The organism is Pseudomonas panipatensis (assembly GCF_900099785.1).
In the GTDB taxonomy this organism is placed as follows: domain Bacteria; phylum Pseudomonadota; class Gammaproteobacteria; order Pseudomonadales; family Pseudomonadaceae; genus Pseudomonas; species Pseudomonas panipatensis.
Genome location: NZ_FNDS01000005.1, coordinates 388,319 through 412,282 on the forward strand (window position 1 = coordinate 388,319; position 23,964 = coordinate 412,282).

At 63.8% G+C, this 23,964-nt stretch carries 19 protein-coding genes and 2 tRNA genes; 12 read left to right on the top strand and 9 right to left on the bottom strand.

All coding sequences use genetic code 11. From position 1 onward, the window contains the following. The first annotated feature begins 52 nt into the window (after window positions 1-52). The 12 genes from tpiA to BLQ74_RS14490 all read left to right on the top strand — a co-directional run bounded on the left by tpiA (window position 53) and on the right by BLQ74_RS14490 (window position 11,718). A complete protein-coding gene (tpiA, locus tag BLQ74_RS14435; protein ID WP_090263271.1) occupies window positions 53-808 on the top strand; it encodes a triose-phosphate isomerase in 756 nt (251 codons plus the stop codon). Between the two features lie 3 nt (window positions 809-811). Beyond that, entirely contained in the window at window positions 812-1,195 is a 384-nt protein-coding gene (gene secG, locus BLQ74_RS14440) for a preprotein translocase subunit SecG (RefSeq protein ID WP_090263272.1), read from the top strand. A gap of 9 nt (window positions 1,196-1,204) precedes the next feature. Further along, window positions 1,205-1,290, top strand: a tRNA-Leu gene (locus tag BLQ74_RS14445). Between the two features lie 90 nt (window positions 1,291-1,380). After that, window positions 1,381-1,457: transfer RNA gene (locus tag BLQ74_RS14450), tRNA-Met, on the top strand. A 128-nt stretch (window positions 1,458-1,585) separates the two neighbouring features. Beyond that, window positions 1,586-2,044 carry a ribosome maturation factor RimP gene (rimP, locus tag BLQ74_RS14455; RefSeq protein ID WP_090263273.1) on the top strand — a complete coding sequence of 153 codons (459 nt, stop codon included), beginning with the start codon at window positions 1,586-1,588 and terminating at the stop codon, window positions 2,042-2,044. A 45-nt stretch (window positions 2,045-2,089) separates the two neighbouring features. Then, window positions 2,090-3,571 (top strand): transcription termination factor NusA, encoded by a 1,482-nt coding sequence (gene nusA / locus BLQ74_RS14460; RefSeq protein ID WP_090263274.1) that lies wholly within the window; start codon window positions 2,090-2,092, stop codon window positions 3,569-3,571. A gap of 27 nt (window positions 3,572-3,598) precedes the next feature. After that, window positions 3,599-6,148 (top strand): translation initiation factor IF-2, encoded by a 2,550-nt coding sequence (gene infB, locus BLQ74_RS14465; RefSeq protein WP_090263275.1) that lies wholly within the window; start codon window positions 3,599-3,601, stop codon window positions 6,146-6,148. A gap of 104 nt (window positions 6,149-6,252) precedes the next feature. Continuing rightward, the gene (gene rbfA, locus BLQ74_RS14470) at window positions 6,253-6,642 is read left to right on the top strand and encodes a 30S ribosome-binding factor RbfA (protein WP_090263276.1); all 390 of its coding nucleotides are present in this window, start codon (window positions 6,253-6,255) and stop codon (window positions 6,640-6,642) included. 3 nt (window positions 6,643-6,645) lie between these two features. Beyond that, a complete protein-coding gene (truB, locus tag BLQ74_RS14475) occupies window positions 6,646-7,560 on the top strand; it encodes a tRNA pseudouridine(55) synthase TruB (protein WP_090263277.1) in 915 nt (304 codons plus the stop codon). Between the two features lie 99 nt (window positions 7,561-7,659). Then, window positions 7,660-7,929 carry a 30S ribosomal protein S15 gene (gene rpsO, locus BLQ74_RS14480; protein ID WP_090263278.1) on the top strand — a complete coding sequence of 90 codons (270 nt, stop codon included), beginning with the start codon at window positions 7,660-7,662 and terminating at the stop codon, window positions 7,927-7,929. 170 nt (window positions 7,930-8,099) lie between these two features. Continuing rightward, window positions 8,100-10,205, top strand: a complete 2,106-nt coding sequence (gene pnp, locus BLQ74_RS14485) for a polyribonucleotide nucleotidyltransferase (protein WP_090263279.1) — start codon at window positions 8,100-8,102, stop codon at window positions 10,203-10,205. A gap of 94 nt (window positions 10,206-10,299) precedes the next feature. Beyond that, on the top strand, window positions 10,300-11,718 hold the full coding sequence (locus BLQ74_RS14490; RefSeq protein ID WP_090263280.1) for a DUF4013 domain-containing protein: 1,419 nt from the start codon (window positions 10,300-10,302) through the stop codon (window positions 11,716-11,718). 149 nt (window positions 11,719-11,867) lie between these two features. Here BLQ74_RS14490 and BLQ74_RS14495 read toward each other — a convergent pair whose 3' ends face one another. The 9 genes from BLQ74_RS14495 to pgi form a co-directional block, all read right to left on the bottom strand. After that, window positions 11,868-13,319 carry a rhomboid family intramembrane serine protease gene (locus tag BLQ74_RS14495; protein ID WP_090263281.1) on the bottom strand — a complete coding sequence of 484 codons (1,452 nt, stop codon included), beginning with the start codon at window positions 13,317-13,319 and terminating at the stop codon, window positions 11,868-11,870. 58 nt (window positions 13,320-13,377) lie between these two features. Beyond that, window positions 13,378-13,680: a DUF2845 domain-containing protein gene (locus BLQ74_RS14500; RefSeq protein WP_090263282.1), complete on the bottom strand. Its 303-nt coding sequence runs from the start codon at window positions 13,678-13,680 to the stop codon at window positions 13,378-13,380. A gap of 15 nt (window positions 13,681-13,695) precedes the next feature. Then, the gene (locus BLQ74_RS14505) at window positions 13,696-13,989 is read right to left on the bottom strand and encodes a DUF2845 domain-containing protein (protein WP_090263283.1); all 294 of its coding nucleotides are present in this window, start codon (window positions 13,987-13,989) and stop codon (window positions 13,696-13,698) included. 11 nt (window positions 13,990-14,000) lie between these two features. Further along, window positions 14,001-17,099 carry a DUF748 domain-containing protein gene (locus BLQ74_RS14510; RefSeq protein WP_090263284.1) on the bottom strand — a complete coding sequence of 1,033 codons (3,099 nt, stop codon included), beginning with the start codon at window positions 17,097-17,099 and terminating at the stop codon, window positions 14,001-14,003. A gap of 111 nt (window positions 17,100-17,210) precedes the next feature. Then, window positions 17,211-17,831 carry a response regulator transcription factor gene (locus tag BLQ74_RS14515; protein ID WP_090263285.1) on the bottom strand — a complete coding sequence of 207 codons (621 nt, stop codon included), beginning with the start codon at window positions 17,829-17,831 and terminating at the stop codon, window positions 17,211-17,213. 96 nt (window positions 17,832-17,927) lie between these two features. Then, window positions 17,928-19,106, bottom strand: coding sequence for an acetyl-CoA C-acetyltransferase (locus BLQ74_RS14520; RefSeq protein WP_090263286.1), 1,179 nt, complete (start codon window positions 19,104-19,106; stop codon window positions 17,928-17,930). 99 nt (window positions 19,107-19,205) lie between these two features. Further along, window positions 19,206-20,084, bottom strand: coding sequence for an oxygenase MpaB family protein (locus tag BLQ74_RS14525; protein WP_090263287.1), 879 nt, complete (start codon window positions 20,082-20,084; stop codon window positions 19,206-19,208). A 109-nt stretch (window positions 20,085-20,193) separates the two neighbouring features. Next, on the bottom strand, window positions 20,194-22,131 hold the full coding sequence (gene acs / locus BLQ74_RS14530) for an acetate--CoA ligase (protein ID WP_090263288.1): 1,938 nt from the start codon (window positions 22,129-22,131) through the stop codon (window positions 20,194-20,196). A 163-nt stretch (window positions 22,132-22,294) separates the two neighbouring features. Beyond that, entirely contained in the window at window positions 22,295-23,959 is a 1,665-nt protein-coding gene (pgi, locus tag BLQ74_RS14535; protein WP_090263289.1) for a glucose-6-phosphate isomerase, read from the bottom strand. Window positions 23,960-23,964: the final 5 nt, after the last annotated feature.

Sequence of the window (23,964 nt, forward strand, 5' to 3'; positions counted from 1 at the left end):
TCTCGAATCTGTTGAGTAACATCTGCGCCCACTTTGCTCAGCGAGGTACAGCATGCGTCGACCCTTAGTGGCCGGTAACTGGAAAATGCACGGTACCCGCTCCAGCGTGACAGAGCTGATCAAAGGGTTGCGTCAATTGGCTTTACCGAGTGGTGTTGATGTGGCGGTGCTGCCGCCTTGTCTGTACATCAGTCAGGTTCTAGATGGCCTGCAAGGTAAAGCGGTTGCGGTGGGTGCGCAAAATTGCGCAGTCGAGCCGATGCAAGGCGCGCTAACGGGTGAGGTTGCTGCTAGTCAGTTGGTCGATGTGGGATGTTCGCTGGTTTTGGTTGGGCATTCCGAGCGTCGCCAGCTGTTAGGTGAAAGCGATGCTGTCGTGAGTCGCAAATTCGCCGCGGCGCAATCCTGTGGACTGGTTCCGGTGTTGTGCGTAGGGGAAACCCGCGAGCAGCGTGAGTCGGGCAGAACACTCGAAGTGGTAGGTCGTCAGCTGGGTTCGGTGATCGAGAGTTTGGGCGTTGGGGCGTTTTCCCGCGCCGTTGTGGCTTACGAGCCGGTTTGGGCCATCGGGACTGGGTTGACTGCCTCTCCCGAGCAGGCGCAAGAAGTACATGCGGCCATCCGTGCGCAATTGGCGGCAGAAAATGCCGAAGTCGCCCGCGGGATTCGTCTGCTCTATGGCGGTAGCGTCAAGGCGGCGAGTGCGGTCGAGCTGTTCGGCATGCCGGACATCGATGGGGGGTTGATCGGTGGTGCCTCCCTCAATGCGGATGAGTTCGGTGCGATTTGTCGCGCCGCGGGAAGCTGAGAAATGCTGGAAACAGTTGTAATCGTGATTCACTTGCTGATGGCGCTGGGTCTGGTTGTGCTGGTCCTGCTGCAGCATGGCAAGGGTGCTGATGCCGGTGCCTCTTTTGGTTCCGGTGCTTCGGGTACGGTGTTCGGTAGTCAGGGTTCTGCTACTTTCCTGAGTCGTTTCACTGGTGTACTTGCAGCGATTTTTTTTATTACTAGCTTGGGTTTAGCGTATTTCGCTAAAGAAAAATCTGATATGCTACGCCACGTTGGACTTCCTGATCCGGCAGTGATGGAGCAGAAGCAAGAGAAGGCTCCGGCAGCAAGCGATGTGCCTGCTTCTCAAGCGCAGAAGCCCGCTGGCAACGGTGACGTTCCAGTAGCTCCCGAGCAGAAGTAAGACGATTTTGCCGAGGTGGTGGAATTGGTAGACACGCTACCTTGAGGTGGTAGTGGCCATAGGCTGTAGGGGTTCGAGTCCCCTCCTCGGTACCATATTCGAAGGCCCGCGATGCGGGCCTTTCGTTTCAAGTGCGTCGGTTGACCTGTAAGGGGTGTAACCGTATAATTTCGCACCAGCTTTGACGCGGGGTGGAGCAGTCTGGTAGCTCGTCGGGCTCATAACCCGAAGGTCGTTGGTTCAAATCCAGCCCCCGCAACCAGTTTTGGCAGAGCCCCTTTTCAGGGGCTTTTTGCTAGCTGGACAGTCTGCGCCGCCAGTTAAGGGCGGTCACTTAGGGATGGGCGTTTCGCCCATTTTTTGTTTCTACGGCATACGCGAGGCGATCAGGTGTCGAGCAAGCTAGAACAGTTGCAGGCCTTGTTGGCCCCTGTGGTAGAAGCGCTCGGCTATGAGTGCTGGGGCCTGGAGTTCATTTCCCAGGGTCGCCATTCCCTGCTCAGGGTATATATCGATCGCCCTGAAGGGATTCTGATCGACGACTGCGAGATCGTCAGTCGCCAGGTCAGCGGGGTTCTCGACGTCGAGGACCCGATCAGCGGTGAGTACACCCTCGAGGTGTCGTCGCCGGGCATGGATCGACCGCTGTTCACCCTCGAACAGTTTGCTCGCTACGTCGGTGAGCAAGTGAAGATCAAGCTGCGTACGCCCTTCGAGCGGCGACGCAACTTCCAAGGCATTCTCCGTGGTGTGGAGGAGCAGGATGTGGTGGTCCTGGTGGATGATCACGAGTACCTGCTGCCGATCGATTCGATCGATAAGGCCAACATCATTCCCCGATTTGAGTGAGCCGCGAGACTGCGGATTCCAATGGATTGAAAGGCGAGGCGTACGATGAGCAAAGAAGTACTGCTGGTTGTTGAGTCGGTATCCAACGAAAAGGGTGTACCGCCCGGCGTGATTTTCGAAGCGCTGGAACTGGCTCTGGCGACTGCCACCAAGAAGCGTTTCGAAGACGAGGTCGATCTGCGCGTGCAGATCAACCGCGCCAATGGCAACTACGACACCTTCCGCCGTTGGACCGTTGTCGAAGACGAAGACTATTCCAACCCGGCGGCTGAACTGACCGTCGAGGACGTCCAGGAACAGCACCCCGGCATGAAGGCCGGCGAAGTCATCGAAGAGAAGATCGAGTCCATCGAGTTCGGCCGTATCGCTGCGCAGACCGCCAAGCAAGTGATCGTGCAGAAAGTCCGCGAAGCCGAGCGCGCCCAGGTGGTCGACGCCTACCGCGAGAAGGTTGGCGAAATCATCTCCGGCACCGTCAAGAAGGTGACCCGCGACAACGTCATCGTCGACCTCGGCAACAATGCTGAAGCACTGCTGGCCCGCGATCAGATCATTCCGCGCGAAACCTTCCGCGTCGGCACCCGTGTGCGGGCCCTGCTCAAGGAAATCCGCAGCGAGAACCGTGGCCCGCAACTGGTGCTGTCGCGTACTGCCCCGGAAATGCTGATCGAGCTGTTCCGCATCGAAGTACCGGAAATCGCCGAACAGTTGATCGATGTGATGGCCGCCGCCCGTGATCCGGGTTCGCGCGCCAAGATCGCCGTACGCTCCAAGGACAAGCGCATCGACCCGCAGGGTGCCTGTATCGGTATGCGTGGATCGCGTGTCCAGGCCGTGTCCGGCGAACTGGGCGGCGAGCGTGTGGATATCGTCCTCTGGGATGACAATCCTGCGCAGTTCGTGATCAACGCCATGGCACCGGCCGAAGTGGCGGCTATCATCGTCGACGAAGATACCCACACCATGGATATCGCCGTCGCCGAGGACAACCTGGCCCAGGCCATCGGCCGCAGCGGGCAGAACGTTCGTCTGGCCAGCCAGCTCACCGGCTGGACCCTGAACGTGATGACCGAGTCCGACATTCAGGCCAAGCAACAGGCTGAAACCGGCGACATCCTGCAGCGCTTCGTCGACGAGCTGGATGTCGACGAGGAACTGGCCCAGGTACTGGTCGAGGAAGGTTTCACCACCCTGGAAGAAATCGCCTACGTACCGATGGAAGAGATGCTCAACATCGACGGCTTCGACGAGGACATCGTCAACGAGCTGCGCTCGCGCGCCAAGGACCGTCTGCTGACCAAAGCCATCGCAACCGAAGAAAAACTTGCCGACGCTCAACCGGCCGAAGACCTGCTCAGCCTTGATGGCATGACTAAAGAGCTGGCCTTGGACCTGGCGCTGCGTGGCGTAACCACCCGTGAAGATCTTGCCGAGCAGTCGATTGACGACTTGCTCGACATCGACGGCATGGACGAAGAGCGTGCCGGCAAGCTGATCATGGCCGCCCGGGCCCATTGGTTCGAGTAAGCATTCGCGGCCTGAGGAGAGAAATGCATGACGCAAGTCACGGTGAAAGAACTGGCCAAAACGGTCGATACGCCGGTCGAGCGCCTGCTGCAGCAGATGCGCGAGGCGGGACTGCCGCACAGCAGTGCCGAGCAGGTGGTAACCGATACTGAGAAGCAGGCTCTGCTGGCATACCTGAAGGGTAGCCATGGCGATCGCCTGGAAGAGCCGCGCAAGATCACTCTGCAGCGTAAGACCACTACCACTTTGAAAGTGGCTGGCAGCAAGACGGTGAGCGTCGAGGTTCGCAAGAAGAAGACCTACGTCAAGCGCAGTCCGGATGAAATCGAAGCCGAACGTCAGCGCGAGTTGGAAGAGCAGCGCGCCGCCGAAGAGGCTGCCCGCCTTAAGGCCGAGGCTGAAGCTCGTCAGAAGGCTGAAGCTGAAGCCCGTCGTCAAGCCGAAGAGGCTGCGCGTCGCAAGGCTGAGGAAACCGTGCGTCAACCTGCTCAGGCTGCTCCTGCTGCCGAGGCTGTAGTCGCTGCGGCGGCGGTTGAGGCTGCTGCCGCTGCACCGGTTGCTGCTGCTCCGGCTGCCACCGATGAGCGCAAGAAAGAAGCCGAAGTGCGCCGTCCGGCCAAGCGCGAAGAGGAAGACGAGCGTCGCGATCGCAAGCATGCCCAGCATCGCCCGTCGATCAAGGAAAAGGAAAAGACTACTGCTCCGCGCGTCGTTCGCACTGGTGTAGATGACGAGGACAGTTTCGGTCGTCGTGGCGGTGGTCGCGGCAAGGCGAAGCTGAAGAAGCGTAACCAGCACGGGTTCCAGAACCCGACAGGACCGATTGTGCGCGAAGTAAGTATCGGCGAGACCATCACCGTGGCTGAGCTTGCTCAGCAGATGTCGGTGAAGGGTGCCGAAGTCGTCAAGTTCATGTTCAAGATGGGCACCCCGGTGACCATCAACCAGGTCCTCGACCAGGAAACCGCTCAGCTGATCGCCGAAGAACTCGGTCACAAGGTCAAGCTGGTCAGCGAGAACGCCCTGGAAGAGCAACTGGCCGAGTCGCTGAAGTTCGAAGGCGAGGCTGTACCGCGTGCGCCGGTAGTGACCGTGATGGGCCACGTCGACCACGGTAAGACCTCGTTGCTCGACTACATCCGTCGTGCCAAGGTCGCTGCTGGCGAAGCCGGCGGCATTACCCAGCACATCGGCGCTTACCACGTGGAAACCGACCGCGGCATGGTCACCTTCCTCGATACCCCCGGTCACGCCGCGTTCACCGCGATGCGTGCTCGTGGTGCCCAGGCCACCGACATCGTCATTCTGGTGGTAGCGGCGGACGACGGCGTGATGCCGCAGACCCAGGAAGCCGTCCAGCATGCGAAAGCGGCTGGTGTTCCGATCGTGGTCGCGATCAACAAGATCGACAAGCCGGATGCCAACCCGGACAACATCAAGAACGGCCTGGCCGCTCTGGACGTGATTCCGGAAGAGTGGGGCGGTGACGCACCCTTCGTACCGGTGTCGGCGAAGCTGGGCACGGGGGTCGACGAACTGCTCGAAGCCGTGCTGCTGCAGGCCGAAGTGCTCGAACTGAAAGCCACTCCTTCGGCTCCTGGCCGTGGCGTGGTGGTCGAGTCCCGTCTGGACAAGGGCCGCGGCCCGGTAGCCACTGTGCTGGTTCAGGACGGTACTCTGCGCCAGGGCGACATGATTCTGGTCGGTGTCAACTACGGCCGTGTCCGCGCCATGCTCGATGAGAACGGTAAGCCGATCAAGGAAGCGGGTCCGTCGATTCCGGTCGAGATCCTCGGCCTGGATGGCACTCCGGATGCCGGCGACGAAGTGACCGTGGTCGCCGACGAGAAGAAGGCGCGCGAAGTTGCGCTGTTCCGTCAAGGCAAGTTCCGCGAGGTCAAGTTGGCCCGCGCACACGCCGGCAAGCTCGAAAACATCTTCGAGAACATGGGCCAGGAAGAGAAGAAGACGCTCAACATCGTCCTCAAGGCCGACGTCCGTGGTTCTCTGGAAGCACTGCAAGGCTCGCTCAGCGGTCTGGGCAACGACGAAGTGCAGGTGCGCGTGGTCGGTGGCGGCGTCGGTGGTATCACCGAATCCGATGCCAACCTGGCCCTGGCTTCCAATGCCGTGCTGTTCGGCTTCAACGTGCGTGCCGATGCCGGCGCGCGCAAGATCGTCGAAGCCGAAGCTCTGGATATGCGTTACTACAACGTGATCTACGACATCATCGAAGACGTCAAGAAAGCCCTCACCGGCATGCTCGGCAGCGATGTTCGCGAGAATATCCTGGGTATCGCCGAGGTTCGCGATGTGTTCCGTTCGCCGAAGTTCGGCGCCATCGCCGGCTGCATGGTCACCGAGGGTCTGGTGCACCGTAACCGTCCGATCCGCGTACTGCGCGACGACGTGGTCATCTTCGAGGGCGAGCTGGAATCCCTGCGTCGCTTCAAGGACGACGTTGCCGAAGTCCGTGCCGGCATGGAGTGCGGTATCGGCGTGAAGAGCTACAACGACGTTCGCGTCGGCGACAAGATCGAAGTGTTCGAGAAGGTCCAGGTCGCTCGCAGCCTCTGATGGGGTGAGTGCAACCACAGCGCCCGGGTCGGCAATTTCGCCGCCCCGGGCGTTTGTCGCTTATTTGTCCGGTGGCTGCGGGCTACCGGAGGCAGGTTAGGAAAATGGCAAAAGAATATAGCCGCACCCAGCGGATCGGCGATCAGATGCAGCGCGAGCTGGCCCTGCTGATCCAGCGTGAGATCAAGGATCCGCGCCTGGGCCTGGTGACCATCACTGGCGTCGAGGTGGCGCGCGATCTGTCCCATGCCAAGGTGTTCATCACCGTCATGGGGCAGGACGACAACGCGGAAGTGATCAAGCAGAACACCTCGATCCTCAATGACGCCGCAGGCTTCCTGCGCATGCACCTGGGCAAGGCAATGAAGCTGCGCACCGTGCCACAACTGCATTTCAGCTACGACGCAAGCATCCGTCGCGGTGCCGAGCTGTCGGCGCTGATCGAGCGCGCGGTGGCTGAGGACCGTCGTCACGGCGGCGATTCCGAGGAGTAAGGCGTGGCCCAGGTTAAACGCATCCGCCGGGCGGTCAACGGCGTGCTGATACTCGACAAGCCGCGCGGCATGAGTTCCAACCAGGCGCTGCAGAAAGTGCGCTGGTTGCTCAACGCGGAAAAGGCCGGGCATACCGGCAGCCTCGACCCGTTGGCCACCGGCGTCCTGCCGTTGTGCTTCGGTGAGGCGACCAAGTTCTCGCAGTACCTGCTGGATGCGGACAAAGGCTACGAAACCGTGGCTCGGCTGGGTGTCACCACCACTACCGGCGATGCCGAGGGCGAGGTCATCGAGGAGCGTGAGGTTACCGTCGGTCGGGAGGCGCTGGAAGCCGTGCTGCCACGTTTCCGTGGCGAAATAGAGCAGGTTCCGCCGATGTACTCGGCGCTGAAGAAAGATGGCCAGCCGCTTTACAAACTGGCCCGCGCCGGTGAAGTAGTGGAGCGCGAAGCGCGTTCTGTTACTATTGCGCGCCTGGATTTGCTCGCATTCGATTCGCCCTGCGCAACCTTGGCCGTGGCCTGCAGTAAAGGTACCTATGTGCGTACCCTGGTCGAGGACATCGGCCGCGAGTTGGGCTGTGGCGCGCATGTCGCCGCATTGCGTCGGACCCAGGCCGGTCCGTTCGGGCTGGACCAGGCGATCAGCCTGGAGGAACTCGAACGAGTCCATGCCGAGGGCGGCAACGAAGCGCTCGATCGATTCCTGATGCCGGTGGATTCCGGCCTCGAACACTGGCCGCTGCTGCAGCTATCCGAGCACAGCGCCTACTACTGGCTGCACGGACAGCCGGTGCGCGCGCCCGAAGCGCCGAAGTTCGGCATGATGCGCGTGCAGGATCACCAAGGTCGCTTCATCGGTATCGGTGAGGTGACGGACGACGGGCGAATCGCCCCGCGTCGACTGATTCGGTCGTAAGGCCGGAAATCCGAGGATGGCTGTCAACAGGCACGGTCACTCCTCTTTTATGAACACAGGGAGAAGTCCCTGGCCTGTTACCTCAGAGGAAGCCCCATCATGGCACTGAGCGTCGAAGAAAAAGCCCAGATCGTTAACGAGTACAAGCAAGCTGAAGGCGACACCGGTTCCCCGGAAGTGCAGGTTGCCCTGCTGTCCGCCAACATCAACAAGCTGCAGGATCACTTCAAGGCCAACGGTAAAGACCACCACTCCCGTCGTGGCCTGATCCGCATGGTTAACCAGCGTCGTAAGCTGCTGGACTACCTGAAGGGCAAGGATACCTCTCGTTACAGCGCCCTGATCGGTCGCCTGGGCCTGCGTCGTTAAGACGGCAAGCCTGAAGTGGGAAGCTGGGAGTCTGGAGCAGAAGGTCGGTGTAAACCGGTTTTCGGCTTCGGGCTCCCGGCTTCTCGCTTTTTCAGGGAATGACAACGGGTCCGACTCCCGGCATTTCCACGATTTCCCCCAAGGCAACACAAAGAGAAGGTAAAGACACCGTGAACCCGGTAATCAAGAAATTCCAGTTCGGTCAGTCGACCGTCACCCTCGAGACGGGCCGCATCGCCCGCCAGGCCACCGGTGCTGTTCTGGTCACCATGGACGACGTTACCGTCCTGGTCACCGTGGTCGGCGCCAAGTCCCCGGCTGAAGGCCGCGACTTCTTCCCGCTGTCCGTCCACTACCAAGAGAAGACTTACGCCGCCGGCCGCATCCCGGGTGGTTTCTTCAAGCGTGAAGGCCGTCCTTCCGAGAAGGAAACCCTGACCTCGCGCCTGATCGACCGCCCGATCCGCCCGCTGTTCCCGGAAGGCTTCATGAACGAAGTGCAGGTCGTCTGCACCGTCGTTTCGACCAACAAGAAGTCCGATCCGGACATCGCGGCCATGATCGGTACCTCGGCCGCCCTGGCTATCTCCGGCATTCCGTTCGCCGGCCCGATCGGCGCTGCCCGTGTCGGCTTCCACCCGGAAATCGGCTACATCCTCAACCCGACCTACGAGCAGCTGCAGAGCTCCAGCCTCGACATGGTCGTGGCCGGTACCGAAGACGCCGTGCTGATGGTTGAATCCGAAGCCGACGAGCTGACCGAAGACCAGATGCTGGGCGCCGTGCTGTTCGCCCACGACGAATTCCAGGCCGTCATCCGTGCGGTCAAGGAACTGGCTGCCGAAGCCGGCAAGCCGGCATGGGACTGGAAAGCCCCGGCCGAGAACACCGTTCTGGTCAACGCCATCAAGGCCGAGCTGGGCGAAGCCATCTCCCAGGCCTACACCATCACCATCAAGCAGGATCGCTACAACCGTCTGGGCGAACTGCGCGACCAGGCCGTGGCCCTGTTCGCTGGCGAGGAAGCAGGCAAGTTCCCGGCCAGCGAGGTCAAGGACGTCTTCGGCCTGCTCGAATACCGCATCGTTCGCGAGAACATCGTTACCGGCAAGCCGCGTATCGATGGCCGCGACACCCGCACCGTCCGTCCGCTGAAGATCGAAGTCGGCGTACTCGGCAAGACCCACGGTTCCGCGCTGTTCACCCGCGGCGAAACCCAGGCTCTGGTCGTCGCCACCCTCGGCACCGCGCGTGATGCCCAGCTGCTCGACACCCTGGAAGGCGAGCGCAAGGACGCCTTCATGCTGCACTACAACTTCCCGCCCTTCTCGGTGGGCGAGTGCGGCCGTATGGGCAGCCCGGGCCGCCGCGAAATCGGCCACGGCCGTCTGGCCCGTCGTGGCGTCGCCGCCATGCTGCCGTCGCAGGACGCGTTCCCCTACACCATCCGCGTGGTGTCGGAAATCACCGAGTCCAACGGTTCCAGCTCCATGGCTTCCGTCTGCGGCGCCTCCCTGGCGCTGATGGACGCTGGCGTACCGGTCAAGGCGCCGGTCGCGGGCATCGCCATGGGTCTGGTCAAGGAAGGCGACAAATTCGCCGTTCTGACCGACATCCTGGGTGACGAAGACCACCTGGGCGACATGGACTTCAAGGTCGCCGGTACCGACAAGGGCGTTACGGCCCTGCAGATGGACATCAAGATCAACGGCATCACCGAAGAGATCATGGAGATCGCCCTGGGCCAGGCCCTGGAAGCTCGCCTGAACATCCTCGGCCAGATGAACCAGGTCATTGCCCAGCCGCGCGCAGAACTGTCGGAAAACGCCCCGACCATGCTGATGATGAAGATCGATTCGGACAAGATCCGCGACGTCATCGGCAAGGGCGGCGCGACCATCCGTGCCATCTGCGAAGAGACCAAGGCTTCGATCGATATCGAAGACGACGGCAGCGTGAAGATCTACGGCGAAACCAAGGAAGCCGCCGAGGCCGCCAAGCAGCGCGTTCTGGGCATCACCGCGGAAGCCGAGATCGGCAAGATCTACGTCGGCAAGGTCGAGCGCATCGTTGACTTCGGTGCCTTCGTCAACATCCTGCCGGGCAAGGATGGTCTGGTGCACATCTCGCAGATCAGCGACAAGCGCATCGACAAGGTCACCGACGTGCTGCAGGAAGGCCAGGAAGTCAAAGTCCTGGTGCTCGATGTGGACAACCGTGGCCGCATCAAGCTGTCCATCAAGGACGTTGCCGCCGCGGAAGCCTCTGGCGTCTAAGCGAGCGCAACAAAAAAAGAGAGGGCCCCTTGCGGGCCCTCTTTTTTTGCCCAGAGAATGGCGCCTTGCCAGCTCGGAAGGAACCCACGCGGCCATGGACAAGACCTACTGCCACTATCACCCTGCGCAGCCCGCCACCTGGCATTGCGCGCCCTGCGATCGGCACTTCGGCGACTGTTGCGTGCCGCTCAATGCCGAGGCGCCGGAGTACGCGCCGGCCTGTCCGTTGTGCCGAGGCGCCTTGCGTTACCTGGGCGCCGCGAATACCGCGCAACCCTTCTGGGAACGCCTGCCGAAGTTCTTCGCATACGCTCTGCAACCCGGCCCATTGCTGTTCGCCGCCGTGTTGGCCCTGGCCAGCTTGTTCATGCCCAGCATGATCGTGTTGTGGCTGGCGTTGTTCAGTGTGGCGACCAAATACCTGCACTCGGTGATCGAGTCCGTCAGCCTCGGCAGCAGCGAGGCGCCGAGCCTGGGCGAAGCCTTCCAGGGCGCCAGTTTCACCGCCTTCGTGCAGCAACTGGCGGTGTTCCTGGTCGCTTTCCTGCTGCTCTGGCTAGCCGCCGACTTCGACAACGAGGCGCTCTACTGGACGGTCAACGTGGCGCTGGTCCTGGCGCTACCGGCCAGCATCATTCGTCTGGCGCTGGATAAGTCGCTGGGCGCCGCTCTCAGTCCGCTGGAAGTCGGCCAGGTCATGCGCGCCATGGGTTGGCGCTACCTGATTCTCTGCGTGTTTCTGTTCATCCTTTGGCAATCGCCGACCTACCTGGCCTGGTTGCTCGCCTACGGTCTGCCGCGGGTGGTGTTGATGCCGATCCTGGTTCTGCTGCTGGGGTATTTCGGTGTCGTGATGTGCGCCATGATGGGCTACGCGGTGTTCCAGTATCAGGGCGCGCTAGGCTATGCGGTGGCCGACGACGAAGGTACACAGGGCTTCCCGGAGGCCGAATGGCGTCGGCGCAAGGCACTGGCCGAGGCCGAGGTGCGGGTCAAGGAGGGGCAGGGCGGCGCCGCCGTGGAAATCCTTAGCGCGGCGTTACGTCAGGACCCGGAGGACCTCAAGCTCAACGAGCGCTACCACCAGTTGCTGTTCGTGCTCAACGAGCGCGTTGACTGCCTGGCGCACCTGCCGCGCTATCTGCTCCTGGCCAGCCGCTTGAATCCGCAGCTGGCTGCCAACGCACTGCTCAATGCTCGCCAGTTGCACCCCGATTATCTCCCGGACGACCCCCAGGTTTGCGAGCAGGTCGCCGCCGTGCTGTTGGCGCGGCACAAGACGCGTGAGGGACTGAGCCTGTTGCGCAACCTGCACCAGCGCTTTCCGCAGTATCCGCATATTCCCCGGGCTTACCTGCTGGCGGCACGCGGTTTTGCCGAAGGGTTGGGGCAGTTGGAACCGGCGGGCAAACTCTTGGCCTTCATCCGCCAGCGTTATCCGGACAGCCCTCTGCTCGACGAGGTGACCAGCCTGGAGCGGGTGCTGGCCAAAATGGCGGCGCAGGGTTCCTGAGCACCTGGCCAGGCGCACGGCGGGCACGCACCGACGGCCAGCGGGCCATCGGTTTCCCGGTTTCCGGCCGGGCGATTCGAGCGGCGTGCCCGTTCAGCAAACGCCCGCCGCCGAGCGTCACCGGCGAGCACCACCAGGACGGTGGTGCGTCAGCGGGCCAGGCTCTGCTGGTACAGGGCCAACTGGCGGGTCTGCTCTGCGTCCGGATAGTGCGTGCGCAAGAACGCAGCGAGTTCCGGCAGGTTCCGGTTATCGCGCTGTGCGCTCAATTGCTTGGCCAGCAGCAGGGTCAGTTGCGGCAGTTGCGGCGGCCGTTGAGCACCCTGCGCAAGGCGCTGCCAGGCGGCCAGGGAGCGTCCGCCATCACTGGCTTGCAGCAGTTTCTGCAGCAGGTGCAGTTGAATCGCCGGGTGCTTGAGCAGGCGCTGTTCCGCTGTGGCGCTGTCGTCGGCCACGCGTTTCAGCAAGGCAGTGCCCTGCTGCTGGGGCAGGGCGAACAATTGTTTGAGCAGAGCGCTCATCAGGGGGGCGTCCTGGCGCGATTTCGCCACCCCGTAAAGGCGCTCGATCAACAGGAGGCGGCCGGGATAGCGTGCCAGCAGGTCCGGCCCCCGGAGCGCCGCCTGATCCAGGGCGAAGCGTCCGATCAGCTCATCCAGCGCGGCCAGTTCGCGCTTGAAGGGCGCATCCGGGTCTTCCTTGGCCAGGTAGGCCTCGTCGACCTTGATGCGATTGAAACGCCGCGGTAGCCAGACCATCAGGAAACCCGAGGCCAGCCCGCCGAGGTGGGCGTAATAGTTGACGTGATCCGCGGCGCGCAGCAGGCCGTAGAGTTCCTTGCCCATCCACAGTGGCAGCACCCAGAGCGCCGGTGCCGTGAAGTAGCCGATCAGCGGGCCCAGCCAATAGAAGAAGCGGATGCGCTTCAGACCATAGACGCCGATGTACATGCCCATCAACCCGGAAATCGCCCCGGAGGCACCGACGCCGGTCACCCACACTGGGTCGAGCGCCCACCAGAGCAGCCCGGAGCAGATGCCGCTGATCAGGTACAGGGCAAGGTACAGCGCGCGGCCCAAGGCCACTTCCAGGGCGAAGCCAAAGAGGAAGAGGAACACCATGTTGCCTGCCAGGTGCCAGAAGTCGCCGTGCAGGAACATGCAGCCGATCAGGCCTTGCAGGGTGAATTTCGCCGGAATGAAGCCGAAGCGCTGGGCGCTGATCTGGTCGCGCGCGGCTTCGGCCTTGGCCCGGGCGGCCTGCCACAGCGGGTCCTGCTGGTAAGCGGGGAGCTGGCGCAGCTCCTGGCCGAACTCCATATCACGCAGGATCAGCCAGGCCAGTTGTTGCCGGCGCAGGGCTTCCACGCTGTGCTTCTGGGATTCGTCGAGCTTTTCGCGGCGGCTGAAGGATTCGGCGAACAGTGGCCGTTCACGGCTGAGCAGGTCTTCTTCGAGGTAGACGCTGACCGCGTGCTCTTGGCGGGCGCGGTCACCGCTCTGGTAGCCGAAGTAGATCAGGCAGTTGAGCAGGATCAGCAGCAGGGTAACGACCGGCGGCTTTTTCCAGTCCAGCGGGTGTTCGGCGGGCACGATGAGCATGGGCGACCTGTCCTTGGCGGCAACGGTGGCGCGAGCCTATCACCGGTGCCTCTGGCTGTCAGTTGCTGCGCTTGCTCTGGATGGAGTCGAGGCGATTGCCCTGGAAACGCACGAAATACAACATGCCGTTCCAGGGCCCGTAGATCCATTCCTCGACCCGGACCTCTTCGCGCTGGCCCCAGTCTCCGACCACGATGCGGGTGCCCAGGTAGGAGCGGTCGACCGGAGCGCCGCAGCGCTCCAGGGCGTCATTGGTGGTGTCGCCGCTGCTGATCAGGCGGCTGCCGCAGCGCAGGCTGTCGGCCATGACCGGAGCGCCGGCGAGCAAGAGCAGGGGCAGTAGAGCGGCCGCAAGGCGCATGGGGACTCCGCAGGATCAATCGCGCTTGAATTCGATGCGCTTGAGACGGTTGGCCTCGAACGTGAGGATGTAGGTCGCGCCGTTGCTTGGGCCGTAGACCCACTCCTCGACCCGGTACTCGCGGTGGTCGTAACCCGCGAGGGTATAGCCGACTTCGTCGCGGTGGGCCGGTGCACCGCATTTCTGCTCCACTTCCCACTCGCGGTCGCCGACGCTGACCAGCGAGCTGCCGCAGCGCATGGTGTCGTCGGCGTGGACGGCGCCGCTACAGAGCAGCAGGGCGCCGGTCAGGAGGGGGAGGGATTTCATCGCGGGTAACCTCATTCGCTGTCGAGGTGGAGTTGCGTGGCGACCTCGCCGTTTTTCTCCGCCTCGCCCAGGCTGACATCGATCAGGTAGATGCGATCATCCCCCAGGCCGCCCCTGGATACCAGATAGTCCTTGATCCGCGCACCGCGTTCCTGGGCCAGCTTGCGGAGCAGCAACTGGCTCTGGCCCCAGGATTCGACCACTGCTTGTTTCAGCTTGGCCGTGCGCTCGTCTTTGCTGAGCTTCTGCCACTCGTCTGGTGGTTGCTTCTTCAGGCGTACCCGGTAGATGCCTTCGAGCAGCGCCGGTTGCAGGTCTTCTGGGACTTCCAGCTTGCTGGCATCGCTGGGCACCTTGTCGCCGCGGCGCTGCAGCATCTTGTAGTAGTTGTCGCGGTATTCCTGCTGCAGGCGTTGCTCGGCCAGCAGCGGGCCGTCGCTCGTGGCGGCGCTGACACCTTCGACTTCCAGCTTCAAGGCCGGCCGCTGCTTGAGCGCCTCGGCGAGTTTGTCCAGGCGGCCTTGGGCGTCGGGCGTCAGTTCGCTGGAACCGGCGGCGAAGGTGACATTGCTCAGGTCCGGCCCCTCGCCGCCACCGGCCAGGCCGGCGATGAACTTGAAGGGCGCCTGCACGGCGCGCAGCACCAGGTTGCGCAAGGTCTGCCAGACGATGGGCATGACGCTGAACTGGGGGTTGTTCAGGTCGCCTTCCACCGGCAACTGGATGTCGATGTTGCCGTTGGTGTCCTTGAGCAGGGCGACCGCCAACTTCACGGGCAGGTCCACGGCATCCGGACTGTCCACCTTCTCGCCGAGCTGCAGGTGTTCGAGCAGGACTTTGTTATCCGCTTTCAATTGCCCCTGGGTGATCTGGTAGTGCAGGTCCAGGTTGAGTCGGCCCTTGCGGATGCGGTAGCCGGCGAATTTGCCGGAGTAGGGGGTCAGGGTGGTCAGCTCGACGCGCTTGAAGCTGGTGGCGATATCCAGTTTCTCCAGCGGTGAGAAGGGGTTGAGGCTGCCCTTGATGCTCACCGGGGCGTACTTGTCGACCTTGCCGGTGATGTTCACCGCGGCGGGCTGCGGGTTGCGGTTGTCGATGCTGCCGATCTCACCGCTGAGTTGCTGGATCGCCGTGGCGAAGTCCGGGCGCAGGGTCAGGTCGGCGAAATTGGCCGAGCCATCGTTGATGCGGATACCGCCAATGTGGATACCCAGTGGCTTGCCGGACGCGCCGCTGGCTTTGCTGCCGCTGTCCTTGGCGGCCCCCGGTTGCGCTTGCGCGACCAGCAGTTCGCTGACGTTGGTGGTGCGATCCTCGTTGATGATGAAGCGCGCGTAAGGCTGCTCGAAGGTCACGCTCTGGATCGCCAGGCTGTCGCCATGCCGGTAGGCCAGGCCGTTGACGGTCACCTTCTGCCATTTGACGAAGTCGCGGCTCTTCAGCGTGTCCAGGGTGTGCAACTGGCTGACCTGGGCGCTGCCGTTGAGGCTGAAGGCCAGTGGATCGGTGCCTTTGAGGTCGACGTCCAGGTCGCTGGAAAGGAAGCCGCTGCGCAGCTCCAGGCGAATGAACGGCTCGATGTACGACTGCGCCAGGCGCAGGTCGATGTCGTTGGTCGCGACTTTCAACCTGGCGCTGACCGGACGCAGGCTGAGCTGGCCGCTGGCCGCCAGTTGACCGTGGTTGCCGAGGCCGGTCTTGAGGTTCAGTTGCAGCGGGCTGGCCAGCGAGCTGTCGATACCCTGCAGGTCGAGGTCCAGAGGACCGACGTCCAGGGTAACCGCCTTGGCTGGAGCGTGGTCGGCCAGGTGCGCCTTGTAGCCGCGCAGTTGCGTGTCACGCAGCAGCACATGCCAGGGCTTCTGCGGCTCCGTGGGCGAGGCTGGCGCCGGGGGCTGAGTGCTGGCGCTGGGCTGTCCGGCGGGAGCGGCCTCCTGGGCTGGCGTCGGCGCCGGCGTTTGCGGCTGCGCGGCTGCCGCGGCGGGCGTGGCCGTTGCGCTGAGCGGGGTTGGTGCCGCGCCCTGTGTCACCTTGGCCGGCACTGGCGCGACCGCTGCTGCCTCGTTGCCGATGGCCATTGCCGTAGCGGCCTTGCGGACCGGTGGCTTGAAGTTGGCGAACAGCTCCTGCCAGTCGAGTTGGCCATTCTTTTCGCGGGCGGCCCAGGCCTCCAGGCCCTGGCTGCGGATCTGGCCGACCAGCACTTCGCGCTTGGCCAGATCCAGGCTGGTGTCGGCCACATCGAGGCTGGCGAGGTTGACCAGGGGTTGTCCGGTCGGGCCCTTCAGGGCGATATCGCGCACCGACAGCGCGGCGTTCTGCAGGAGCAATTGGGTGTCCTTGCTCAGGTCCAGCCGGTAGTCCGACGACAGTTCGAGGGTGCCTTGCTGCAGCTCCAGCGGCGCGTTGTCGCGCACATAGGGCCACCATGCCCTGAGCGGAATGTCCCAGACCTTCAGGCTGCCCGACGAGGTGATCGGGGTCAGGCTCAGGCTGCCCTTCCAGTCGAGTTTGCCGCCGTTCGGACCTGTCGCGCCGAGGGTCATCTGTGCGCCGCTGTCCGGCTGGGTGCTGAGGTTGTGCAGTTCGAGGCTCAGCGGGTCAAGGACGAAGTCCACCGTCTCGCTCGGGCGATTGTCCTGGAAGTGCACGCTACCCTGGTTCAGGGCGATGCGTTCGATGCGCAGGGGGAAGGGTTTGCTGGGCGGCTGGTCTTTGCTCGGTGCGCTGGGCGGCAGTTTGAACAGGCGGGTCAGGTTGAGGCTGCCGTCTTCGGCGAACAGGACCTCGCCGTGCGGAGCGTCCAGCTCGACATCGCGCAGGTGCAACTGACGGGTCCAAAGGCTGTCCAGTTCGAGGTCGGCGTACAAGCGCTTGAGGCTGATCTGCTCCTGCCCGGCGTTGCCGATGCGCAACCCCCAGACAGTCAACTCCAGGTTGAGCGGGTTGAGTTCGATGCGCTCGATGTGCGCCGGCAGCATGGCGTATTGCGCCAACTGCTGGTTAGCCACGCGCAGAGCGATCCCGGGGAGGATCAGGAAACCCAACAGGCAATAGAGCAGGAACAGGAACAGCAGCGTGCCAATCGCACGAATCAATCCTTTGGACATGGTCAGCGTCGTCTTCCATCGTGGCGTGCCTAGGAGTATGGCACGGCTGTGAAGTTCCAGAATTTGCCCCGGAGCACGTGTGCGAACGGCGTCGGCGTCAGTTCGGCTCGCTCACTCGTGCAGATTGTGGCTGCGGGCGAACTCCACCAGATCCACCAGACTTTCCAACTGGAGTTTTTCCAGGATGCGGGTCTTGTAGGTGCTGACGGTCTTCTGGCTGAGGAAGAGTTCTTCGGCGATCAACTTGTTGCTCATGCCGCGCACCAGACTGCGCAGCACCACCAGTTCGCGTGGGGTCAGCGCCGCCACCGGGTCGTCGCCGGAAACGCCGCTCGCGCCCAAGGGCCGCTCGGGGAAGCAGCGGTAGCCGGAAACCAGCATGCGCGCGGCGTTGAGGATGGCGGTGGTGTCTTTGTTCTTGCTGACGAAGCCGTGGGCGCCGGCTGCCTCCACGCGATTGGCGTAAAGACGCTCGTCCTGCGAGCTGAGCACCAGCAGGCGGATGTTCTCGTCGAAGATGTGTACCCGCGCCAGCAGGTCCATGCCATCCAGTCCGGGGAGGTTGAGGTCGAGGATCACCAGGTCGGGGCGCTCCTGGCGGACCAGATTGAGGCCGGAATGCCCGTCCGCCGCCTCGCCGACGATCTCGAACTGTGGATCCTGCGAGAGCAGCGTGCGAATGGCCAGGCGCATGGCCGGGTGGTCTTCGACCAGTACGACACGCTTATTCATTGGCGACCCCCAAGTTCCTGAATATGTCCTTGAAGATAGCCCAGATGGCGCGCCCGTGGCGGAGGCGCGCCGGTCTTTCAGGGATTGGCCAGGGACTCAGCGCTCGATGGCCAGCGCCACACCCTGACCGCCGCCGATGCACAGCGTGGCCAGGCCTTTGCGGGCATCGCGGCGGATCATCTCGTGCAGCAGGCTGACCAGAATGCGGCAACCGGACGCACCGATGGGGTGGCCGAGGGCGATGGCGCCGCCGTTGACGTTGACCTTGGCCAGGTCCCAGCCAAGTTCCTTGCTCACCGCCAGGGCCTGGGCGGCGAAGGCCTCGTTGGCCTCGATCAGATCGAGGTCGGCCAGTTGCCAGCCGGCTTTTTCCAGGCAGTGGCGGGTGGCGGCTACCGGACCGATCCCCATGATCGCCGGATCGACGCCGGCGTTGGCGTACGCGGCGATGCGCGCCAATACCGGCAGGCCGAGTTCGCGGGCTTTGTCGGCGCTCATCAGCAGCACGGCGGCGGCGCCATCATTGAGGGTGGAGGCGTTGCCGGCGGTGACGCTGCCGTCCTTCTTGAAGGCTGGCTTGAGCTTGCCCAGCGATTCGGCGCTGGTGCCGGCGCGGACCTGTTCGTCGACCGCGAAGCGCAGCGGCTCGCCCTTGCGTTGGGGAATCTCGATGGGGGTGATTTCGGCGCTGAAGCGCCCGGCTTCGATGGCCGCGGCGGCCTTGCGCTGCGACTCGGCGGCGAAGGCATCCTGCGCCTCGCGGCTGATGCCGTATTTGTCCACCAGGTTCTCGGCGGTGATGCCCATGTGGTAGTCGTTGAAGGCATCCCACAGCCCGTCATGGATCATGCTGTCGACCAGCTTGGCGTGGCCCATGCGCAGACCGCTGCGCGCGCCCGGCATGACGTAGGGCGCCAGGCTCATGCTTTCCTGGCCGCCGGCGATCACCACCTGGGCATCGCCGCAGCGGATCGCCTGGGTCGCCAGGTGCAGGGCCTTGAGGCCGGAGCCGCAGACTTTGTTGATGGTCATCGCCGGCACGCTGTGGGGCAGGCCAGCCTTGAGCGCGGACTGGCGCGCCGGGTTCTGGCCGCTGCCCGCGGTAAGGGTCTGGCCGAGGATCACTTCGTCGACGCTCGCGGCGGCCAGGCCGGTCTGTTCGAGCAGGCGACGGATCACCGCGGCGCCCAGTTCGGGGGCCGGGATGGCGGACAGGGAGCCCTGGAAACTGCCGATGGCGGTACGGGTGGCAGCGACGATGACGACATCTTGCATAACGCGGTTCCTCTGGAAATGGCGGCGCGGGCCGTAGCGAGCGGCATGGTTGCACAGGCGGCCGCGGCCGACCACTAGCCGAACCGCTGAGTCACGCACCTAGCGCAGGGGCGGCAAGCCCATGCGTCGCCGCGCGCGATGCAGCGATCCATTGCGCACCGCCCAGCGCAACAAAGGCACGCTGCGCTTGACGCTGGCGCGGATCAACTGGCGTTGCAACGGGTGCAGCGACAGCCCGAGCATATCGGCGGCCCAGTCTGGCAGCAGGTCGATGCCGGCGCGCATCATCAGTGCGCCGAAGGGCTTGGCCAGCGAACTGGGGGCGGGCGCGGCCAGGAGGATCTCGACCACCTCGCGGGTGCGCGCGTCATAGCGCAATTGCGGGCGCATGCGCTCCAGGTAGTCGGCCACCGCCTGCCGCGAGCGCGGCACATTGCGTGCGCCCAGGCGTTCGGCGATCAGGGCGATCTCGTCGTAGTAGCGGTCCTGTTCGCTGCCGGGTAGCTCGGGATTGAGGTAACGCAGGTGCGACTTGAGGAAGCAGCTCACCTCGGCCACATGGACCCAGGTCAACAGCTCCGGGTCGCTGGCCGCGTAGGGCGTGCCGTCGGGCAGATGGCCGGTGACGCTCTCGTGGATGTGCCGCACGCGGGCGATCAGCTTTTCCGCGTCGGCCACCGAGCCGTAGGTGGTGGCGGAGATGAACTGGCCGGTGCGGCGCAGGCGCCCCAGCATGTCGTCGCGGAAGTTGGAGTGATCCCACACGCCACCCAGGGCGGCCGGGTGCAGCATCTGCAGGAGAAGGGCGCTGATACCGCCGATCAGCATCGAGCTGAAATCGCCATGGACTTTCCAGCAGGTCGAGTCGGGGCCGAACAGGCCGGGGTCGCCCTTCGGCGATTCGAAATCCACGCCACCCAGGGCGAGTCCGGTCAGGCTGAGCACCTGGCGTTCGATATGACGGCGAACAGCTTCCATGGGGGTAACGGCGAGCCTCTGGCGCAAAGCCTCAAGTTAGAGCGCGGTGGTCTCAGCTTACCCGCCCGCGGCTTCCCTTGCAGCTTGCGCCAGTGCTCCGGTCGCCGCGTTAGCGGTTCAGGCGCTTGTCGATCAGCCCCTGGACCACGCTGGGGTCGGCCAGGGTCGAGGTGTCGCCGAGGCTGTCCAGTTCGTTGCAGGCGATCTTGCGCAGGATGCGCCGCATGATCTTGCCCGAACGGGTCTTCGGCAGGCCCGGCGCCCACTGCAGCAGCTCCGGCCTGGCGAAGTTACCGATTTCCTTGCCGACCAGGGCCAGCAGTTCCTGCTTGAGCGCGTCGCTGGGTTCGATGCCGTTCATCAGCGTGACATAGGCGTAGATGCCCTGGCCTTTGAGGTCATGCGGGTAACCCACCACCGCGGCTTCGGCCACCGCATCGTGCAGCACCAGCGCGCTTTCCACCTCGGCGGTGCCGATGCGGTGGCCGGACACGTTGATCACATCGTCGACGCGGCCGGTGATCCAGTAGTAGCCATCTTCATCGCGGCGGGCACCGTCGCCGGTGAAGTAATAGCCGGGGTACGGCTTGAAGTAGGTATCGATCATCCGCTGGTGATCGCCGTAGACGCTGCGGATCTGGCTCGGCCAACTGGCCTTGATGGCCAGCACGCCGGCGCCGGGACCGTCGATTTCCTTGCCCTGTTCATCCAGCAGCACCGGTTGCACGCCGAAGAACGGCCGGGTCGCCGACCCCGGCTTGAGCGCGGTGGCGCCCGGCAGCGGGGTGATGAGGATGCTGCCGGTCTCGGTTTGCCACCAGGTATCGACGATCGGGCAGCGGGTCTCGCCGACCACGTGGTAGTACCACTCCCAGGCCTCCGGGTTGATCGGCTCGCCGACCGAACCGAGCAGGCGCAGGCTTGCGCGCGAGGTCTTCTTCACCGGCTCCTCGCCTTCGCGCATCAGCGCACGGATGGCGGTGGGTGCGGTGTAGAAGATGTTCACCTGGTGCTTGTCGATGACCTGCCAGAAGCGCGAGGCGTCCGGGTAGTTCGGCACGCCCTCGAACATCAGGGTGGTGGCGGCGTTGGCCAGCGGGCCGTAGACGATGTAGCTGTGCCCGGTGACCCAGCCGACATCGGCGGTGCACCAGTAGATGTCGCCGTCGTGGTAGTCGAACACGTATTTGTGGGTCATGGCCGCGCCCAGCAGGTAGCCGCCGGTGGTGTGCAGCACGCCCTTGGGTTTGCCGGTGGAGCCCGAGGTGTAGAGGATGAACAGCGGGTCCTCGGCATCCATCGGTTCCGGCGGGCAATCGTCGCTGGCTTCGCGCAGGGCCTCGTGGTACCAGAGATCGCGCCCCTCGACCCAGGGAATCTCGCCTTGGGTGCGCTCGACCACCACCACGGTGGAGACGTTCGGGCAGTCCAGCAGGGCTTTTTCGACGTTCTTCTTGAGCGGGATGTACTTACCGCCGCGCACGCCCTCGTCGGCGGTGATCACCACGCGGCAATCGGCGTCGAGGATGCGATCGCGCAGGGCGTCCGGGGAGAAGCCACCGAACACGACCGAATGGATGGCGCCGATGCGCGCGCAGGCGAGCATGGCGTAGGCCGCTTCGGGGATCATCGGCATGTAGATGCACACCCGGTCGCCCTTTTCCACGCCGCGGCTTTTCAGCACGTTGGCCAGGCGGCAGACATGGTGGTGTAGCTTGCGGTAGGTGATATGCGCGGACTCGGCAGGGTTGTCGCCTTCCCAGATGATCGCCACCTGCTCGCCGCGGGTTGCCAGGTGACGGTCGATGCAGTTGTAGGCGACGTTCAATTGGCCACCCTTGAACCAACTGGCCTGGCCACGGGACAGATCGCCGTGGTGCACCGATTGCCAGGGTTTGAACCAATCGAGCAGGGCCTTGGCTTGTTCGCCCCAGAAGACTTCCGGTTGCTCGATGGACTGGCGGTAGAGGCGCTGGTAGCCCTCTTCGTCCAGGTAGGCACGCTGGCGAACGGCATCCGGCACCGGGTGAACGGTGATTTCGAACATGACGGTGTTCCTTGTTTTTATGTTGTAGCGGAGAAAACGTCTGGTCCAAGACTGGGCCAATGCGCCGCCCGGTTCAAGTCCCGGAGGTACGACCGGAGCTGTCGTCGCGGCCAGAAACGACGAGCCCGGCGCAGGGGCCGGGCTTGGGGTGGGAGGCAGGGTTTCAGCCGCGGTGACGGCCGCGGAAGTAGTCGATCAGGCCCTGGGTCGAGCCGTCCTCGGCGGGCATCTCTTCGCTGCCGACCAGGCGTCCGTAGACCGCCTTGCCCAGTTCCTTGCCGAGCTCCACTCCCCACTGGTCGAAGGCATTGATGCCCCACAGGATGCTCTGCACATAGACCTTGTGCTCGTACATGGCGATCAGCGCGCCGAGGCGGCGGGCACTGATGCGTTCGAGCACCAGGGTGTTACTCGGGCGGTTGCCGGGAATCGCCTTGTGCGGCGCCAGGCGCTGCACCTCGGCTTCGTCCAGGCCCTTGGCGCGCAGCTCGGCCTCGGCCTCGGCGCGGCTCTTGCCGAGCATCAGTGCCTGGCTCTGCGACAGGCAGTTGGCGTACAGCCACTGATGGTGGTCGGCCACCGGGTTGTAGCTGGAGACCGGGACGATGAAGTCCGCCGGAATTAGGTGGGTGCCCTGGTGCAGCAACTGGTGGTAGGCGTGCTGGCCGTTGCAGCCGACGCCGCCCCAGATCACCGGACCGGTGCCGGCGGATACCGGCGTGCCGTCCTGGCGCACGCTCTTGCCGTTGGACTCCATGTCCAGTTGCTGCAGGTGGTCGGTGATGTTCCGCAGGTAGTAGTCGTAGGGCAGGATGGCGTGGCTGCGCGCGCCCCAGAAGTCGCCGTACCAGACGCCGAGCAGGCCCAGCAGCACCGGGATGTTGCGGGCGAAGGGCGCGCTCTGGAAGTGCTGGTCCATGCTGTAGGCGCCGGACAGCAATTCCTTGAAGTTGTTGATGCCCACCGACATGGCGATCGGCAGACCGATGGCCGACCACAGCGAGTAGCGGCCACCGACCCAGTCCCACATCGGGAAGATGTTTTCCTGGCGAATGCCGAAGGCCACCGCGGCCTCCTTGTTGCTGGACACCGCGATGAAGTGGCGGTACAGCTCCTCTTCGTTGCCGCCCTGGGCCAGGTACCAGGCGCGCGCGGCCTGGGCGTTCTTCAGGGTTTCCAGGGTGCTGAAGGACTTCGAGGAAACGATGAACAGGGTGGTCTCGGCGTTCAGCTTGCTGCTCAGTTCGCGGAACTCGCTGCCGTCGATGTTCGCCAGGTAATGGCAGCGTACTCCCTTCTGGGCGAACGGCAGCAGCGCCTCGGAAACCAGCTGCGGGCCGAGGAAGGAGCCGCCGATGCCGATGTTCACCACGTCGGTGATCGGCTTTTCGGTGTAGCCGCGCCACAGGCCGTTATGCACATTGCTGACCAGCTCGGTCATCTGGTGCAGCACGCGGTGGACTTCCGGCATCACGTCCTTGCCGTCCACCAGCACCTTGTCGCCGATCGGCCGGCGCAGGGCGGTATGCAGCACCGGTCGACGTTCCGAAGCATTGATCACGTCGCCGCGGAACATCGACTGGATCGCCTCACCCAGGTGGGCTTCCTCGGCCAGTCTGACCAGCAGACCGAGGGTGTCCTCGCGCATCAGGTTCTTCGAGAAATCGAGGAACAGGCCGCAGGCGCTCAGGGAGAAGCGCTCGAAGCGTTTCGGGTCGCTGGCGAATGCCTGGCGCATGCTGAAATCCTGCATGTCCTTGCGGTGAGCGGCGAGCGCCTGCCAGCTACCGAGGCGGGTGGCATCCAGCGGGGTGAGGTGGTGTTCCATGGCGT

Excerpts from the sequence above, each read along its gene's own strand:
- BLQ74_RS14505 (WP_090263283.1), bottom strand. The coding sequence starts at position 13,989 with ATGAAATCCCTCCCCCTCCTGACCGGCGCCCTGCTGCTCTGTAGCGGC.
- BLQ74_RS14500 (WP_090263282.1), bottom strand. The coding sequence starts at position 13,680 with ATGCGCCTTGCGGCCGCTCTACTGCCCCTGCTCTTGCTCGCCGGCGCT.
- BLQ74_RS14495 (WP_090263281.1), bottom strand. The coding sequence starts at position 13,319 with ATGCTCATCGTGCCCGCCGAACACCCGCTGGACTGGAAAAAGCCGCCG.
- BLQ74_RS14510 (WP_090263284.1), bottom strand. The coding sequence starts at position 17,099 with ATGTCCAAAGGATTGATTCGTGCGATTGGCACGCTGCTGTTCCTGTTC.
- pgi (WP_090263289.1), bottom strand. The coding sequence starts at position 23,959 with ATGGAACACCACCTCACCCCGCTGGATGCCACCCGCCTCGGTAGCTGG.
- tpiA (WP_090263271.1), top strand. The coding sequence starts at position 53 with ATGCGTCGACCCTTAGTGGCCGGTAACTGGAAAATGCACGGTACCCGC.
- nusA (WP_090263274.1), top strand. The coding sequence starts at position 2,090 with ATGAGCAAAGAAGTACTGCTGGTTGTTGAGTCGGTATCCAACGAAAAG.
- rpsO (WP_090263278.1), top strand. The coding sequence starts at position 7,660 with ATGGCACTGAGCGTCGAAGAAAAAGCCCAGATCGTTAACGAGTACAAG.
- BLQ74_RS14525 (WP_090263287.1), bottom strand. The coding sequence starts at position 20,084 with ATGGAAGCTGTTCGCCGTCATATCGAACGCCAGGTGCTCAGCCTGACC.
- acs (WP_090263288.1), bottom strand. The coding sequence starts at position 22,131 with ATGTTCGAAATCACCGTTCACCCGGTGCCGGATGCCGTTCGCCAGCGT.
- infB (WP_090263275.1), top strand. The coding sequence starts at position 3,599 with ATGACGCAAGTCACGGTGAAAGAACTGGCCAAAACGGTCGATACGCCG.
- BLQ74_RS14520 (WP_090263286.1), bottom strand. The coding sequence starts at position 19,106 with ATGCAAGATGTCGTCATCGTCGCTGCCACCCGTACCGCCATCGGCAGT.
- BLQ74_RS14515 (WP_090263285.1), bottom strand. The coding sequence starts at position 17,831 with ATGAATAAGCGTGTCGTACTGGTCGAAGACCACCCGGCCATGCGCCTG.
- secG (WP_090263272.1), top strand. The coding sequence starts at position 812 with ATGCTGGAAACAGTTGTAATCGTGATTCACTTGCTGATGGCGCTGGGT.
- rbfA (WP_090263276.1), top strand. The coding sequence starts at position 6,253 with ATGGCAAAAGAATATAGCCGCACCCAGCGGATCGGCGATCAGATGCAG.
- BLQ74_RS14490 (WP_090263280.1), top strand. The coding sequence starts at position 10,300 with ATGGACAAGACCTACTGCCACTATCACCCTGCGCAGCCCGCCACCTGG.